This is a genomic window from Streptomyces sp. NBC_01506 (genome assembly GCF_045040295.1).
Taxonomy (GTDB): Bacteria; Actinomycetota; Actinomycetes; order Streptomycetales; family Streptomycetaceae; genus Streptomyces.
This window is the reverse complement of record NZ_CP109422.1, coordinates 4182203-4197523: the sequence shown is the minus strand read 5'-3', so window position 1 is coordinate 4197523 and position 15321 is coordinate 4182203. Positions and strand designations below refer to the sequence as shown.

The 15321-nt window shown below is 70.4% G+C and carries 14 protein-coding genes; 11 read left to right on the top strand and 3 right to left on the bottom strand.

Annotated features, from left to right (window positions below):
• Positions 1–5: 5 nt before the first annotated feature.
• The 9 genes from OG329_RS18205 (at position 6) to OG329_RS18165 (ending at position 9566) form a co-directional block, all read left to right on the top strand.
• A complete protein-coding gene (locus OG329_RS18205) occupies positions 6–1394 on the top strand; it encodes an ATP-binding protein (protein WP_405796394.1) in 1389 nt (462 codons plus the stop codon).
• The gene (locus OG329_RS18200; protein WP_405796393.1) at positions 1391–2011 is read left to right on the top strand and encodes a response regulator; all 621 of its coding nucleotides are present in this window, start codon (positions 1391–1393) and stop codon (positions 2009–2011) included. Before OG329_RS18205 ends, OG329_RS18200 begins: the two co-directional genes overlap by 4 nt.
• A gap of 141 nt (positions 2012–2152) precedes the next feature.
• Entirely contained in the window at positions 2153–2701 is a 549-nt protein-coding gene (locus OG329_RS18195; RefSeq protein WP_405796391.1) for a YciI family protein, read from the top strand.
• A gap of 91 nt (positions 2702–2792) precedes the next feature.
• Positions 2793–4058 carry a serine hydrolase domain-containing protein gene (locus OG329_RS18190; protein ID WP_405796389.1) on the top strand — a complete coding sequence of 422 codons (1266 nt, stop codon included), beginning with the start codon at positions 2793–2795 and terminating at the stop codon, positions 4056–4058.
• Between the two features lie 175 nt (positions 4059–4233).
• Positions 4234–5163: an alpha/beta hydrolase gene (locus OG329_RS18185; protein WP_405796387.1), complete on the top strand. Its 930-nt coding sequence runs from the start codon at positions 4234–4236 to the stop codon at positions 5161–5163.
• Positions 5164–5229: 66 nt separating this feature from the next.
• Positions 5230–6108: an NAD(P)H-binding protein gene (locus tag OG329_RS18180; RefSeq protein WP_405796386.1), complete on the top strand. Its 879-nt coding sequence runs from the start codon at positions 5230–5232 to the stop codon at positions 6106–6108.
• 148 nt (positions 6109–6256) lie between these two features.
• Complete coding sequence (locus OG329_RS18175) at positions 6257–7654, top strand: sensor histidine kinase (RefSeq protein WP_405796385.1); 1398 nt, start codon at positions 6257–6259, stop codon at positions 7652–7654.
• Entirely contained in the window at positions 7651–8310 is a 660-nt protein-coding gene (locus tag OG329_RS18170) for a response regulator (protein WP_381795643.1), read from the top strand. The genes OG329_RS18175 and OG329_RS18170 overlap by 4 nt, the downstream gene beginning before the upstream one ends.
• 53 nt (positions 8311–8363) lie before the next feature.
• Positions 8364–9566: a cytochrome P450 gene (locus OG329_RS18165; RefSeq protein WP_405796382.1), complete on the top strand. Its 1203-nt coding sequence runs from the start codon at positions 8364–8366 to the stop codon at positions 9564–9566.
• Between the two features lie 67 nt (positions 9567–9633).
• Here the strand turns inward: OG329_RS18165 and OG329_RS18160 are convergent, their stop codons facing one another.
• Together OG329_RS18160 and OG329_RS18155 are read right to left on the bottom strand one after the other, a co-directional pair.
• Entirely contained in the window at positions 9634–11292 is a 1659-nt protein-coding gene (locus OG329_RS18160) for an ABC transporter permease (RefSeq protein ID WP_405796381.1), read from the bottom strand.
• Positions 11289–12272 carry an ATP-binding cassette domain-containing protein gene (locus tag OG329_RS18155; protein WP_405796380.1) on the bottom strand — a complete coding sequence of 328 codons (984 nt, stop codon included), beginning with the start codon at positions 12270–12272 and terminating at the stop codon, positions 11289–11291. Before OG329_RS18155 ends, OG329_RS18160 begins: the two co-directional genes overlap by 4 nt.
• Positions 12273–12406: 134 nt before the next feature.
• Here OG329_RS18155 and OG329_RS18150 point away from each other — a divergent pair, with 134 nt between their 5' ends.
• Positions 12407–12940, top strand: coding sequence for a GbsR/MarR family transcriptional regulator (locus OG329_RS18150; RefSeq protein WP_405796378.1), 534 nt, complete (start codon positions 12407–12409; stop codon positions 12938–12940).
• Positions 12941–12977: 37 nt separating this feature from the next.
• On the opposite strand, the gene OG329_RS18145 is transcribed toward OG329_RS18150, so the two are convergent.
• Positions 12978–13874, bottom strand: a complete 897-nt coding sequence (locus tag OG329_RS18145) for a diacylglycerol kinase (protein WP_405796376.1) — start codon at positions 13872–13874, stop codon at positions 12978–12980.
• A 144-nt stretch (positions 13875–14018) separates the two neighbouring features.
• Here OG329_RS18145 and OG329_RS18140 point away from each other — a divergent pair, with 144 nt between their 5' ends.
• The gene (locus OG329_RS18140; RefSeq protein WP_405796375.1) at positions 14019–15302 is read left to right on the top strand and encodes an adenylosuccinate synthase; all 1284 of its coding nucleotides are present in this window, start codon (positions 14019–14021) and stop codon (positions 15300–15302) included.
• Positions 15303–15321 lie beyond the last annotated feature (19 nt).

Below are 15321 nucleotides of genomic sequence, written 5' to 3'. Positions count from 1 at the left end.
TGACGATGACGCGAGATGCCGGGGCCGGTGAGTGCCCGAGCTTCGGGACGCACACCGGGGCCGGTGAGCGCCCGAGCTTCGGGACGTACGAATCCGCCGTCGCGCAAGAGGCGGAGATCGCGAATCGCTCCCGGTTGGCCTGGAAAGCGGAGCAGCTACGGGTCTGGGACCTGCTGCAATTGATCACACCGTGGCTGCTGCTGACGATCTCGACGGCGATCTATTTCGCGTGGGTGCTTCCGGCCTCCGGTGAACGCTTCTGGCCCGAGGGCGCATCCGTCCTCGGGCTGGTCGCGGTCTCGGTGCTGTGGGTGCTGTTCGGTCACACGCTGCCCATCAGGAGCAGGACGCTGCGGCCCGTGTCGGCGGGCATCTTCTTCGTCGGGCTGCTGGCGCTGTCCGTCACCCTCATGACGTACTCCGACATCTTCCTCGTCTTCACCATCGCTGGCTTCTTCCACGCGTACTTGCTCAGGCCGTGGCCGTTGGGGGTGCTCGGCGTCCTGGCCACCTCCGTGGCCCTCAACGGCTCGGCGATGCGCGTGTGGGCCGACCCGACCCCGGACACGCTCGCGGAGTTCGTCCTGATCGTCGCCGTGCAGACCGCGGCGATCGGGGTGGGCATCCTGCTGACGGCGCGCAGCGAACCGGAGGAACGCAAGCGGGAGGAACTCGTCGAGCGACTTGAGGCGGCACTGCACGAGAACGCCGGGCTCCATGCGCAACTGGTCGCCCAGGCCCGTGAATCCGGGGTGCAGGACGAGCGGCAGCGATTGGCCGGCGAGATCCACGACACGCTGGCCCAGGGTCTCGCCGGCATCATCACACAGCTCCAGGCGGCGGACCGTTCCGCGAGTGTGCGGGGTGAGACGGACGAGCACGTCGCGCGTGCGCTTCGGCTCGCGCGCGGCAGCCTGACCGAGGCCAGACGGTCCGTGCGGGCGCTCGCTCCCCAGGAACTCGGACGGGCGCACCTCCCCGACGCGCTGCGCACGTTGACCGAGCGATGGGCGCAGGACCAGGAGATCAGCGCGCAGGTGGAGGTCACCGGCACCCGGGAGCCGCTGAGCCCGGCGATCGAGGTGTCGCTCTTCCGGGTCGCGCAGGAGTCGCTGACCAACGTGGCGAAGCACGCGGGCGCCTCGCGCGTCGGTGTCACGCTGTCGTACACGGGCACCGAGGTGCTGTTGGACGTGCGGGACGACGGACGCGGGTTCGCGTTCGCGAAAGGGGTCGGCACCGGCTTCGGCCTGACGAGCATGCGCCAGCGCATCAGAGGGGTCGGCGGTCACGTGGAGGTGCAGAGCGCACCGGGTGAAGGGACATCCGTCAGTGCGCGCGTTCCGGCGATCGCCCCCGGGGGCACGAGAGCGAAGGGGGAGACCGACCGATGATTCGACTGGTGATTGTCGACGACCATCCGATCGTGAGGGGCGGTCTTCGCGACACCTTCGCGCACGCCGAGGACATCGTGGTGGTCGGTGAGGCCGGGGACGGCGCCGAGGGCATCGAACGTGCGGAGCTGCTGGCGGCGGATGTCGTGCTCATGGACCTCCGGATGCCCGGGATGGACGGCGTCGCCGCGACCGCGGCCCTGCGCGAGCGGGCCCCGAGTGCCCGCGTACTGATCCTGACCACCTTCGACAGCGAGAGCGACGTACTGCCGGCGATCGAGGCGGGTGCGATCGGATATCTCCTGAAGGATGCGCTGCCCGACGAACTGATGCGAGCCGTCCGTGCGGCCGCGCGCGGGGAGTCGGTGCTCGCGCCGTCGGTGACGCAGCACCTGATGGGGCAGGTTCGGAGGCCCGGCGCCGGCACACTGACCGACCGGGAGAAGGAGGTACTGCAATTGGTCGCGAACGGCAGCTCGAATCGGGAGGCCGCTACAGCGCTGTTCATCGGCGAAGCGAGCATCAAGACCCATCTGCAACACATCTACGACAAACTGGGCGTCCGTGATCGAGCCTCGGCGGTGGCCGAGGGCTACCGCCGCCGCCTGCTCACCTGACGCTCCAACTCCCCACTCCCCACTACCCATTCCCAACTCCCGGCTCGCCGCCGCCTGCGACCGGCGCCGGGATGCCGTGCTGAAGGGGGTACCCGAGTGGTCGATGAGGCGTGAATCGGCCGGTGATGAAGAATGGCGGCCATGGAATTCTTCTGTTACCACCGTGACCGGCCCGGCTCCCTTGCGTTGCGGGAGAAGTTGCTGGAAGAGCACTGGTCCTACATGGACGGGTACGCGGACGAGATGATCGCCCGGGGGCCGACCATGCGCGGGGACGGGGAGACGCCCACGGGCAGTGTGCACATCCTCGACCTGCCCGATGTCGCCGCCGCCCGCGCGTTCGCCTTCGACGAGCCCGGCTATCAGGCGGGGGTGTACCGCGATGTGCTGTTGCGGCGGTGGCGCAATGTGCTGGGGCGCACCATGTGGGACTTCCCCGGGGGTGCTGAGGACGGTGACCGGTATCTGGTGCTCGGGCTGGGTGCGGGGGCGGGGGTCGATCTTGAACTGCCCGCCGATCAGCGCGAGTTGATCGCGTACGGGCCGCTGCTGTCCGACGACGGCGACACCTGGGTGGGTACGGCGGTGCTGCTGCGGGCGCCGGACGCGCGGACGGCTCGCGCCGTGCTGACGGCGGACGGGTACGCCGACATCGAGGTGCACCACTGGCAGTTCGGCGGGCGGTCGTAGCGCCGCGGCGCGGTGGTGGTGCTATCCCCACCGTGATGTCGGGTGCCTCCTTCATGGATCGGGACGGTCCGGCGGACCAAGCTTGACGACCATGAACTCCCAGCCGAAAACCTCCCGTCGGCCGCGCCTGCCCGTGGTCACCGCCCTCGTCACCGCCGCCGTCTGCGCCGTGTCCCTCGGGGTGTCCGCCGGGCCCGCGCCCGCGCAGGGGAACGGCGAGGGCGGCGGCGGCCGGGACTCCGCCGGGGCCGCGCTGTCGCAGAAGCAGTTGCAGCGTGAGGTGGACCGGACGTTGAAGGACGCCGGGTACGTCGGCATCTCCGTACAGGTGCGCGACGGGCAGAGCCGTCGGTACGCGGTCGCCGGGGAGGCCGAGTTGGGCACCGGGCGGCCGGTGTCGCACGAGGCCGACTTCCGTGCGGCGAGCGTCACCAAGACGTTCGTGTCGACGGTCGTCCTCCAACTCGTCGCCGAGGGACGACTGTCGCTGGACGACACCGTGGAGGACTGGCTGCCCGGCGTCGTGGCGGGGAACGGGAACGACGGCAGCCGCGTCACCGTACGGCATCTGCTCCAGCACACCAGTGGGATCTACAACTACGACGTCACCGAGGACACCGGCGACACGGCCGCGGACTTCGAGCGGACCAGATTCGACCACTACGACCCGCAGGACATGGTGGCCGGGGCGATGAAGCACCGGCCGGACTTCGACCCCGCCGACCCGAGCGACCTCGAGCCCGACTGGAGTTATTCGAACACCGGCTACGTGCTCGCCGGGATGATCATCGAGGAGGTGACGGGCAAGCCGTGGGACAGGGAGGTCCGTGACCGTATCGTCCGCCCGTTGGGGCTCACGCGGACGTACGCCCCCGGTGACGACCCGCGTCTCAAGGGGCCGTACACGCACACGTATCAGCAGCTTCCCGGGTCAACCGCCATGACGGACACCAGCATTCGCAACGTGTCGTGGGCGTCGGCCGCCGGCGAGCTGATCACCGGCGAGCGCGATCTGGACCGGTTCCTGACGGCCCTTCAGCGCGGCAGGCTGCTGCCGCCTGCCGAGATGGCCGAGCTGCGCAAGGCCGTTCCGGCGGCCGGGGACTACCAGATGGTCTTCCCCGGGCTGCACTACGGGCTCGGAGTGATGCGGCAGCCGCTGACCTGTGGTGGGGACCGCTGGGGACACGGCGGTGACCTGGAAGGGCAGACGATCAGGACGGCCGTCAGCGAGGACGGACAGCGGTCGGTCGTCATCAACGCGAGCGGCAAGAAGTCGAACGACGAGTGGCTGATCGGCGCGGAGAAGGCCGTCCAGGCGCTGGTGGACCGGGCGATGTGCGGCGGGGGCCGGTGACGGTCGCGGGGGCGCTGACGCGCGCGGAGTGAGCGCGGCTGTGGTGGGGGCCGTGGTGGGGCCGTCGAGGTGAGGCCGTCGAGGTGAGGCCGGGCCGTAAACCTGGGGCGTGGATGCTGGTAGCGTCCCCGCTGATCAGGTCAATTCGGGTCTCTCATCGAAAGGTTGGAGCAGCATGACGGATTCCGTCGCGAATGACTCCGCTGACTCCGCCGACGTCGCTGCGGTCGCCCGTGACCTCGCCGAGTCCGAGGCGCTGTTCGCACGTCCGGGGGTGGCGCCGGACGTCACCGTGGCGTACGGGGAGCACCCTGATCAAGTGGTCGACTTCTACGCGCCGCGCGGCGGGCGCGAGGGCGTGCCGCTGGTGGTCGTACTGCACGGCGGGGCCTGGCGCGCGTCGTACGACCGGCTGCATCTGACGCCGTTCGCCGGCTTCCTGGCCCGGCGCGGTTTCGCCGTCGCCAATGTGGAGTACCGGCGGGGGAACGGCTCCGAGGGCGGCGGCCACGACGGCGGCGGCCACGGCGGTGCCGGGGTCGTCGCGGGGCGGTGGCCCGAGACGTTCGACGACATCGCCACCGTGATGGACGCGCTGCCCGCACTCGTCGCCGACGCCCTGCCGCAGGCCGACCCGCGCCGGATCGTGGTCACCGGGCACTCCGCCGGTGGCCATCTCGCGCTCTGGGCCACCGCGCGGCATGTGCTGCCCGCCGGATCGCCGTGGCGGCTGGACGCGCCGCCGAAGCTGCGCGGTGTCGTCGCGATCGCGCCCATCGCGGACTTCGCCAGCGCGGTCGAGTTGGGCGTCTGCGGCGGAGCCGTCGTACAACTCCTCGGTGGGGAGGGCGAGTTGAAGGCGCGCGGGGACAGCGTGGACCCGTCGCTGCTGCTGCCCACCGGGATCGCGACCGCCGTCGTGCACGGCCGGAAAGACATCGTCGTGCCGCAGGCGGTCACCGAGGCGTACGTCGACGCCGCCGCGAAGGCCGGCGAGATGGTCGGCGTCACGCTTCTGGAGGACGTCGGGCATTACGCGCCGGTCGACCCCGGGGCCGATGCCTGCGCGGTCGTGGCCGAGGAACTGGCGCAGCTCGCGTACTGAGGCGTACTCAAGGTCCGGGCGGACTTGCGGACAGAAGCTGACCGCAAGCCCTCGTACCTTCGAATCATGACCAACAACGCAGACGCCAGCACGAACACGAGCGCGAACACGAACACGAACCCGACCGTGAACCTTGTGACCGGCGCGACCGGCACCGTCGGCCGCCAGATCGTCCTCGAACTGCTCGGCCGGGGCCACTCCGTACGCGCCCTGACCCGCGACCCGGCCAAGGCCGACTTCCCGGACGGTGTCGAGGTCGTACGCGGTGACCTCGCCGATCCGGCGTCGCTCGTTCCTGCCCTCGAGGGCGTCACCGGCCTGCATCTGATCACCTTCGACGGCGGTCTCTTCGCGCCGCTGGAGACCGGTCCCGAGATCGTGGAGCTGGCGGCCAAGGCCGGAGTGCGCCGGATCACCGTGCTCAACGGCGGTGGTGCCACCCCGCTCCAGGACGCGGTCATGGCGGGCGGCATTCCGTGGACCGTGCTCATGCCCGTCGAGTTCATGGCCAACGCGATGGAGTGGGCGCGGGGCATCCGCGCCGACGACGCCGTGCGCGAGCCGTTCGTCGGCCGGCTGAGCGCCATGGTCCACGAGGGCGACATCGGCGCTGTCGGCGCCGTCGCGCTCAGCGAGGACGGGCACGGCGGGAAGTCGTATCTGATCACCGGGCCCGAGGCGCTGACGATCCAGGACAAGGCGGACGCGCTGGCCGAGGCCCGGGGCCGGAAGATCGAGGTGGTCGAGCTGACCGAGGCACAGGCCGTCGAGCAGTGGCGGGCGGCCGGGCAGCCGGAGGAAGTGATCGGATTCCTGCTGGAGGTGTACGGGAACACGCCGCCCGAGGGCCGGACCCCGATCGGGACGGTGGCGGAGGTCACGGGGCGGCCGGCGCGTACGTTCGCGCAGTGGGCTGCCGAGAACGCGGACGCGTTCCGGCCGTAGCCGTCGCGCTCACCCGGGCCGCTCACCGGGGGTACTGGGGCGACCGCGTATAGCTCTCGCGGGGGGCTCGTAGTACCTGGGAGGGATGGGAAAGGATCCCTATCACTGGTGACGACCGGTACCCGTCCCTCCCCTTACCTTTGAAAACGTGACCCAGACACAGACGAAGACCGCGACCGGGAAAGCCCGGAGCCCCGAATTCCGGCTGGCCGCGAGCCTGCTCGGAAGCCTGCGCCAGGACCTCTTCCAGGACGCCTTCGCCTACCGGCCGCTGCCCCCCATGCGGACGGACGGCGTGATCACGCGCCGGCTGCCCGCTCGTATACGTGAGCACGCGGGATGGTTCCCGCACGTCGTGATCGTCGGCTGCGCGCTGTTCGCGCTCGTCGTCGGGACGGCCAACGGCACGGGAGTGGACCTGATCGCGGTCGCGCCGGTGCTGCTGGTCCTCGTCAGGCCCGTCGCGGCCTGGTGGCTGGCCCTCGCGGTCACCGCACTCACCGGCACAATGGGCTCCTACTACGCCGACTGGCCTTGGACGCCCTCCGCCTTCGCTTCGTATCTGGCGGTGATGACGATCGTCGCGATACGGACGAACCCGCGCACCGCGGGCTGGATGTGGGTTGTCACGCTGGTCTACGCGTTGTTCGTCGGGACGCTCTTCGGCGGGGGTTACGCGTACGGGTCGACCAGCGCGCCCATGCTGTTCGTCTCCGCGCTGTTCCTGCTGGCGGTCTCAGCCGTGCACATCCGCCGTGACGCGAAGCAGGAGGTCGCGGTGCAGCTCAGTGTCAACGCGGTCGAGCGTGGCCGGCGCACGCTCCTCGAGGAGCGCACCACCATCGCCCGCGAGCTGCACGACGTCGTCGCGCACCATATGTCGGTCGTCGCCATCCAGGCGGAGGCGGCGCCCTACCGCGTGGAGAATCCGCCCCCCGAGCTGGAGAAGGCGTTCGCCACCATCAGGGAGAACGCGGTCGCCGCGCTGACCGAGCTGCGTCGCGTCCTCGGAGTCGTACGGGCCGAGGACTACGACGCCCCCGACGCCCCGCAGCCGACTCTCGGCGATCTCGAAGGGCTGCTCGCCAATGTCCGCGAGGCGGGTCTGACCGTGGAGAAGGCGGTCACCGGAGCGGTGAGGGAACTGCCGCAGGGCGTCGAGCTGTCGGCGTACCGCATCATCCAGGAAGCGCTCAGCAACGCCCTGCGGCACGCGCCGGGGGCGACGGCGAAGGTGGAGGTCTCGTATGTGCTCGGCGGGCTCGGCCTGCGGATAGTCAATACGCCGCCGCAAGGGCTGGTGAAGCCCTCACCCGGGGCCGGGCACGGCATCACGGGGATGCGGGAGCGGGTGAGCATGCTGAACGGCGAGATGACGGCGAGGCTGCTGCCCGACGGTGGCTACGAGGTCGCGGCGTACATACCGGTCGCCGTTCAGGACGACGACGAGAACGAGGACGAGGGCCGAAGCCAGGGCGCGGTCCAGGGCGCGGTCCAGGGCGCGGTCCAGGACGTGGCTCCGAAGACCGGCGGGCAGGCGTCATGACGATCCGGGTACTGATCGTCGACGACCAGGTGATGGTCCGCGAGGGCTTCTCGGTCCTGCTGAACGCGATGCCGGACATCGAGGTCGTCGGCGAGGCGGTGAACGGCCGCGAGGCCGTCACCCAGGTCGCGGCCCTCGGCCCCGACGTGGTCCTGATGGACATCCGGATGCCGGAGCTGAACGGTATCGAGGCGACACGGGAGATCGTGGCGGCCGACGCGGACGCGAAGGTCCTCGTGCTGACGACGTTCGACCTGGACGAGTATGTGTACCAGGCACTGCGGGCGGGGGCCTCCGGCTTCCTGCTGAAGGACGCGTCCGCGCGCCAACTGGCCGACGGGGTAAGGGTGGTGGCGTCCGGCGAGGCGCTGCTCGCGCCCACGGTGACGCGCCGGCTGATCACGGAGTTCTCCAAGCTGGCCGAGTCCCCGCGCCCACCGGCGCTGGCACAGATGGGGGAGCTGACGGAGCGCGAGACCGAGGTCCTGGTCCTGATCGCGCAGGGACTGTCGAACGCGGAGATCGCCTCGCATCTGGTTGTCGCCGAGTCCACGATCAAGACGCATGTGAGCCGCATCCTGGTGAAGCTGGGGCTGCGGGACCGTACGCAGGCGGCGGTGTTCGCGTACGAGGCGAGGCTCGTCACTCCGGGGTGAGCGCGGGCGCCCGGCCATGGCGTTCGCGCGGGGCGGGTCAGTAGCGTGCGGGCATGGCATCCTTCGACCCCTGGTCGCCCGGCTTCGTCGCCGACCCGTATCCCGTGTACTCGGAGCTGCGCGAGCGTGGCCGGCTGCATTACTTCGAGCCGTCGCGGCAGTGGCTGGTTCCCCACCACGGTGACGTGTCGGCCCTGCTGCGGGACCGGCGGCTGGGGCGGACGTATCTGCACCGCTTCACGCACGAGGAGTTCGGCCGTACGCCACCGCCCGAGTCGCACGAGCCGTTCCACGTCCTCAACGGCAACGGGCTGCTCGACCTGGAGGCGCCGGACCACACCAGGATCCGGCGGCTGGTGTCGAAGGCGTTCACGCCGCGCAGGGTCGAGGCGCTTGCCCCGACCGTGCGGCGGCTCGCCGCCGAGCTGGTGGGCGGGCTGTGTGCGGCGGGCGGCGGGGATCTGCTCGCCGAGGTGGCGGAGCCGCTGCCGGTCGCCGTCATCGCCGAGATGCTTGGCGTTCCGGAGGCGGACCGGGGGCTGCTGCGGCCCTGGTCGGCCGACATGTGCGCGATGTACGAGCTGAATCCGACGGAGGAGGTGGCGCGGCGGGCGGTCAGTTCGTCACTCGAATTCAGCGACTATCTGAGGGAGTTGATCGCCGCCCGGCGGGCCGCGCCCGGTGCGGACCTGCTCACCGCGCTGATCGCGGCGCAGGACGCGGGGGACCGGCTGAGCGAGCAGGAGGCGATCTCGACCTGTGCGCTTCTGCTCAACGCGGGGCACGAGGCGACGGTCAACACCACCGCCAACGGCTGGTGGACGCTGTTCCGTCACCCCGAACAGCTCGCGGCCCTGCGGTCCGGGGAGGTGTCGTTGTCCACAGCGGTGGAGGAACTGCTGCGGTACGACACTCCGCTCCAGATGTTCGAGCGGTGGGTGCTCGACGACATGGAGATCGACGGCACGGTCGTGCCGCGCGGCGCCGAACTCGCGCTTCTCTTCGGCTCGGCCAACCGTGACCCGTCCCGTTTCGACCGGCCGGACACGCTCGACCTCAGCCGCGTGGACAATCCCCATCTGACGTTCGGCGCGGGGATCCACTACTGCCTGGGCGCTCCGCTGGGGCGGCTCGAACTGAGCGCGTCGTTCGGTGAGTTGCTGCGCCAGGCGCCGACACTGCGGCTCGTCGCCGAGCCGCAGTGGAAGCCGGGATATGTGATCCGGGGGGTGCGGGAGCTGCTGGTGGAGGTATGACGCCCCCCGCGGCGCCACACTTCCAACCGTCACCTCCGGCAGTTGGGCCCCGCCGGGAGGGGAGGATTCACTTGGTCTCCACGTCCCGGCGGCGGAAGCCCGCCAGGCCCAGCCGGATCAGCCCGGCCGCGACGGCGGTCAGGACGATCAGGGGCGTCCACCGCATATCGGCGGCGGGCAGTTGGGGTACGTGCCCGAAGGGCGACACGTTGTTCATCCAGTCCGGGAACTGGAGCATCGCCCCGAGATACCCGACCAGGAACGCGTACACCGGCACGATCCAGGCCACCGCCGCGGCCCGGGGGAACCAGCCGTAGAGCGCCACGGCCACGCCGATGGTCACCCACAGCGCGGGCGCGTACGCCAGCGCGGCGCCGGTCAGTTGGAGGACGAGGCCGCCGTCCCCGACCGAGGCGGCGCCCGAGATGCCGAAGCCCAGCCCGGCCAGGAGCAGCAGCGCCGTACCCCCCGCGAGCGCGATCGCGACATGGCTGCCCACCCAGCGGTCGCGGGACAGGCCGGTGGCCAGTAGTGGTTCGGCGCGGCCCGCGCTCTCCTCGGCGCGCGGCCGCAGCGCGGCCATCACCACGTACACGGCGGCGACGACGGCGACGATGACCATCGTCATCGACGCGAACGACTCGGCGACGGACGCGCCGCCGATCTTCTCCAGCGCCTCCTGGATCTGCTCGACGTCCTTCACCATGTCGGCCGCGTCGCCGAGGATGGAGCCGTACATCACGCCCATCAGGAACAGCCCCGCGCCGAAGCCCAGCAGGGTCCCCCGGTGCAGCCGCAGCGTGAAGCCGAGCGGGTGGGTGAGCGCGGCGGAGGCCGTACGGCGGCCGAGCCGGGCGGAGCGCAGGCCCGCGCCGACGTCGCGCCGGGTACTCAGTACGAAGCCGGTGGCGGCGGTCAGCGCGGCGAGGGCCAGGCACAGCAGCAGCGGCCACCAGCGGTTGTCGACGAAGACGTAGGTGCGCTGCGCCCAGCCGATCGGCGACAGCCAGGACAGCGCGTCGTTGCCCACGTCGCCGGAGGCGCGCAGTACGTAGGCGACGCCGATCACCGCGAGCGCCATGCCGGAGGCGGCGCGCGTGTGGGCGGTGATCTGCACGGTGATCGCGGCGACGCCCGCGAAGACCAGACCGACGGCGGCGTGCGTGAGCCCGTACAGCAGCGCCCCGCCGGTGCCGACGCCGTCGACGCCCGCCGACAGGACGCTCAGCGTCAGCAGGGCGGCGAGTGCGAGGTTGGCGACGGTGGCGACGATCAGCGCGGACGCGAGCTGCGCGTGATGTCCGACGACGGTGGAGCGCACCAGCTCCGCGCGGCCTGTCTCTTCCTCGTCGCGGGTGTGCCTGGTGATGATCAGTACGGACATCAGACCGACCATGATGGCCATGAAGCCGATCAGTTGGTGGCCCATCATCGAGCCGATGTTGTAGTCGGTCAGGTAGTGGCGCGGGCCGGTCATCGCGAGCGCGGCGGGGCTGTCCATGGAGCTGCGCGCCGTGGCACGTTCCTCGGCGCTGGAGTAGAGCGTCGTGAACTCGGTCACCGTGGTCATCGTGACCAGGGTGAGGGCGACCACCCAGACGGGGATACGGACGCGGTCCCGGCGCAGGCCGAAGCGGACCAGGGTCCCGGTGCCGGCGAAGGCGCCGGCCACGGTCCGGGCGGGCGCGGCGGTGCGGCCGGCGGCGGGTGCCGTGACGGTGGTCATCGGGCGACCCCACTGCTGCCGTTGCTCGTGTCGGCTGTGGCGGCGGTCGGCAGGTCGTCGAAGTCGTCCGTGGCGACGGAGTGGCCGTTGGCCGCCAGCTCGTCGCCGTAGTGGCGCAGCATCAGCTCTTCGAGGGTCGGCGGGTGGCTGACCAGGCTGCGGATGCCGAATTCGCCGAGCCTGCGGATCGCGGCGTCCAGGTGCGCGCTGTCGACGGCGAAGTGCACCCTGCGGTCCGTCACCCGCGCCCCGTGGATCCCGGCCATGGCGTCGAGCCCGGTGGCCGGGCGCTCGGTCTCGGCCTCGACCGTCGTACGGGTCAGGTGCCGCATCTCGCTGAGCGTGCCGGACTGCACGTTCCGGCCCTGCCGGATGATGCTCACGCGGTCACACAGCTTCTCGACCTGGGCCAGGATGTGGCTGGAGAGCAGCACCGTCTTGCCGGCGGCCTTCGCCTGGAGGATGACGTCCTGGAAGACGACCTCCATGAGCGGGTCGAGGCCGGCCGTGGGCTCGTCCAGGAGCAGCAGTTCGGCGTCGGACGCGAGCGCGGCGACGATGGCGACCTTCTGCCGGTTGCCCTTGGAGTAGGCACGGCCCTTCTTGGTGGGGTCCAGGTCGAACCGTTCGATCAGCTCGTCCCTGCGCCGGCGGTCCAGTCCGCCGCGCAGCTTGGAGAGCAGGTCGATGGCCTCCCCGCCGGTGAGGTTGGGCCACAGCTCGACGTCGCCGGGTACGTAGGCGAGCCGGCGGTGCAGGTCGACGGCGTCCTTCCACGGATCCTTGCCGAGGAGCTGCGCGGCGCCCGAGTCGGCGCGCAGCAGCCCGAGCAGGACGCGGATGGTGGTGGACTTGCCGGCGCCGTTGGGGCCGAGGAAGCCGTGGACCTCACCGGAATCGACGGCGAGGTCGAGGCCGTCCAGTGCGTGCGTCCGGCCGAACGACTTGTGCAGTCCGGCGACGGTGATTGCCTTCGTCATGATTCTGAACGTACACTTCTTTCAGAAACTTGTGAAGTTAAGGAAACGTATAAATGGGAGCTCGATAGACTTGACCGAGGCGTTGCTGGCACCGCAGGCGCCGTGAGGACACAGACAGAGACCGAGGTCAGCGCATGAGTGAGCGGCGGCGTGAAGACGGCCGTGCCGGAGACCACGCACCCGGTGGTGTCCGTGACGACGAGGCATCCGTCTCACAGTTCGTCGAACGCTTCGCGGCCCAGCTCGTCGAAGCCGGTATGACGCGCATGCCGGCCAGGGTCTTCGCCGCGCTGCTCGCCTCCGAGCAGGGCGTCATGACCTCCGCGGAACTCGGCGAGCAGTTGAAGGTCAGCCCGGCGGCCGTGTCCGGTGCGATCCGCTATCTCGCGCAGGTCGACATGGTCCTGCGCGAACGCGAGCCGGGCTCGCGGCGCGAGCGCTACCGGGTGCAGGGCAATCAGTGGTACGAGGCGCTGACCAACCGCGACTCGATTCTGAGGCGTTGGCAGGCCACCTTGCGGGAGGGTGTGGACCAGTTCGGTCTCGATACACCGCAGGGGCGCCGGATCAACGAGACGCTGGAGTTCTTCGCGTTCGTGGAGAAGGAGATCGGGTCGTTGATGGACCGCTGGGCCGAGCACCGCGCGACGCTCCTCCGGGGCGAATGAGCGACACCGGCACCGGCACCGGCACCGGCACCTGCGGTCAGGCGTCCGCCGGGAGCGTCAGCCCCCACGCCCCCGCCCGCAGCGTCCAGGTCCGTGTCCGCACCGGGCCCGTCACCGCCGCGTCCGCCCGGTAGCGGAAGTCCGCGCCCGAGACCGTCACCGACAGCGCGCTGGCGGTGATCGGCTCGGCCGAGGAGCGCGTACGGATCACGACCTCCGCCCGCCCGCCCCGCGAGCACACCGTCACGGTCTCCACCGGCTCGTCCAGATCGCTCAGCAGGACGCCGTCCGCCTCCACCCGCAGCCGGTGCGTGTGGACGGCGAGCACCTGCGGCACGGGCTTGACCAGCGTCCGGACCAGGGACCGGCAGGTGTCCCACACGGACGAACCGCCCGGCCCGCCCCCGCCCGGCCCGCCGGAATCACCCTTGCCGGAACCGCCCCTGCCGGAACCCTTGCCGGAACCACCCCTGCCCCCCGCCGCCGGCAGCGCCGGGATCCGCAGATCCCCCAGCACCACGCCGTCGCTGTCGTCGACGAGCAGATCCAGCCGCCGTACGACCCCGTCCAGCACCGCCCGCGCCGCCGCGACCGCGCCCGTGGGCACCCCGAGCGAGCGCGCCAGCTCGACCGACACCCCCACCGGCACCAGCGACAGCGCGCCCGCGGACAGCTCGCGCTCCCGGTGCAGCAGGGCCACCGTCCGCAGCAGGGCGCGGTCGTCGCCGATCACCACCGGCCGCCGCGCGCCCCTGCGGGCCAGCACCCGGGCGAACTCGGCGGGGCCGTCCGGCAGGCAGATTTTCGCGGTCGCACCCGCGCTCAACACATCTTTCGCGATCCGCACTGATTCGCCGTCGGTCCGGCGGGCGACCGGGTCGATGACCACCAGAAGTTGCTGCGCACCGTTCTCGGCGGGCTCTGGAGCCGACACCTCGGTCCTTCCTCGGGTAGCATCTTTGTGCAAGAGCCCCTTGCGCTATTGCGCCAGGGGCTTGGTCTATTCCGGGGCAACCGGTTCGACGGCTCAGGCTTCGTCGTACGTTGGACATGCCCCGCCCGGAAGGGGTGTACGCCTGTGCCCGCACTTGTGCTGCTCGGTGCTCAGTGGGGTGACGAAGGCAAGGGAAAGGCCACCGACCTGCTCGGTGGATCCGTGGACTATGTGGTGCGTTACCAGGGTGGCAACAACGCCGGCCACACGGTCGTCGTCGGCGACCAGAAATACGCGCTGCATCTCCTCCCTTCCGGAATCCTCTCGCCTGAATGCACGCCGGTGATCGGCAACGGCGTTGTCATCGACCCGGCCGTCCTGCTCTCCGAGCTGAGTGGGCTCAACAACCGTGGCGTTGACACGTCGAAGCTCCTGATCAGCGGAAACGCGCATTTGATCACGTCGTACCACACCACCATGGACAAGGTGACGGAACGGTTCCTCGGCTCCCGGAAGATCGGCACGACAGGCCGTGGCATCGGCCCGACGTACGCCGACAAGATCAACCGGGTCGGTATCCGGGTCCAGGACCTCTACGACGAGTCGATCCTGATCCAGAAGGTCGACGCGGCGCTGGACTTCAAGAACCAGATCCTCGCCAAGCTCTACAACCGGCGCGCCATAGACGCCGGGAAGATCGTGGAGGAGCTGCTGGGCTACGCGGACAAGTTGCGTCCGTACGTCAGCGACACCACCCTCGTCCTCAACGACGCGATCGACGCCGGAAAGGTCGTCCTCTTCGAGGGCGGCCAGGGCACACTCCTGGACGTCGACCACGGCACGTATCCCTTCGTGACCTCGTCCAACCCCACGGCGGGCGGCGCCTGTACGGGAGCCGGCGTCGGCCCGACGAAGATCAGCCGCGTCATCGGCATCCTCAAGGCGTACACGACCCGCGTCGGCGCGGGCCCGTTCCCCACGGAGCTGCTGGACGCGGACGGCGAGGCGCTGCGCCGCATCGGCGGCGAGCGGGGTGTCACGACGGGCCGCGACCGCCGCTGCGGCTGGTTCGACGCGGTGATCGCGCGCTACGCGACCCGGGTCAACGGTCTGACGGACTTCTTCCTCACCAAGCTGGACGTGCTCACGGGCTGGGAGCGGATCCCGGTGTGTGTGGCGTACGACATCGACGGCAGGCGCGTCGAGGAACTGCCGTACAGCCAGAGCGACTTCCACCACGCGAAGCCCATCTACGAGTACCTGCCGGGCTGGACCGAGGACATCAGCAAGGCGAAGACGTTCGAGGACCTGCCGAAGAACGCGCAGGACTATGTGAAGGCGTTGGAGGAGATGTCGGGAGCGCCGATCTCCGCGATCGGCGTGGGACCGGGCCGTACGGAGACGATCCAGATCAACTCGTTCCTGTAGACCGCGGATTCGCTGACAG

What these genes read in the sequence shown, in the direction of transcription:
- OG329_RS18205 (WP_405796394.1), top strand. Translation starts at nt 6, where the DNA reads ATGACGCGAGATGCCGGGGCCGGTGAGTGCCCGAGCTTCGGGACGCAC.
- OG329_RS18200 (WP_405796393.1), top strand. Translation starts at nt 1,391, where the DNA reads ATGATTCGACTGGTGATTGTCGACGACCATCCGATCGTGAGGGGCGGT.
- OG329_RS18195 (WP_405796391.1), top strand. Translation starts at nt 2,153, where the DNA reads ATGGAATTCTTCTGTTACCACCGTGACCGGCCCGGCTCCCTTGCGTTG.
- OG329_RS18190 (WP_405796389.1), top strand. Translation starts at nt 2,793, where the DNA reads ATGAACTCCCAGCCGAAAACCTCCCGTCGGCCGCGCCTGCCCGTGGTC.
- OG329_RS18185 (WP_405796387.1), top strand. Translation starts at nt 4,234, where the DNA reads ATGACGGATTCCGTCGCGAATGACTCCGCTGACTCCGCCGACGTCGCT.
- OG329_RS18180 (WP_405796386.1), top strand. Translation starts at nt 5,230, where the DNA reads ATGACCAACAACGCAGACGCCAGCACGAACACGAGCGCGAACACGAAC.
- OG329_RS18170 (WP_381795643.1), top strand. Translation starts at nt 7,651, where the DNA reads ATGACGATCCGGGTACTGATCGTCGACGACCAGGTGATGGTCCGCGAG.
- OG329_RS18165 (WP_405796382.1), top strand. Translation starts at nt 8,364, where the DNA reads ATGGCATCCTTCGACCCCTGGTCGCCCGGCTTCGTCGCCGACCCGTAT.
- OG329_RS18160 (WP_405796381.1), bottom strand. Translation starts at nt 11,292, where the DNA reads ATGACCACCGTCACGGCACCCGCCGCCGGCCGCACCGCCGCGCCCGCC.
- OG329_RS18155 (WP_405796380.1), bottom strand. Translation starts at nt 12,272, where the DNA reads ATGACGAAGGCAATCACCGTCGCCGGACTGCACAAGTCGTTCGGCCGG.
- OG329_RS18150 (WP_405796378.1), top strand. Translation starts at nt 12,407, where the DNA reads ATGAGTGAGCGGCGGCGTGAAGACGGCCGTGCCGGAGACCACGCACCC.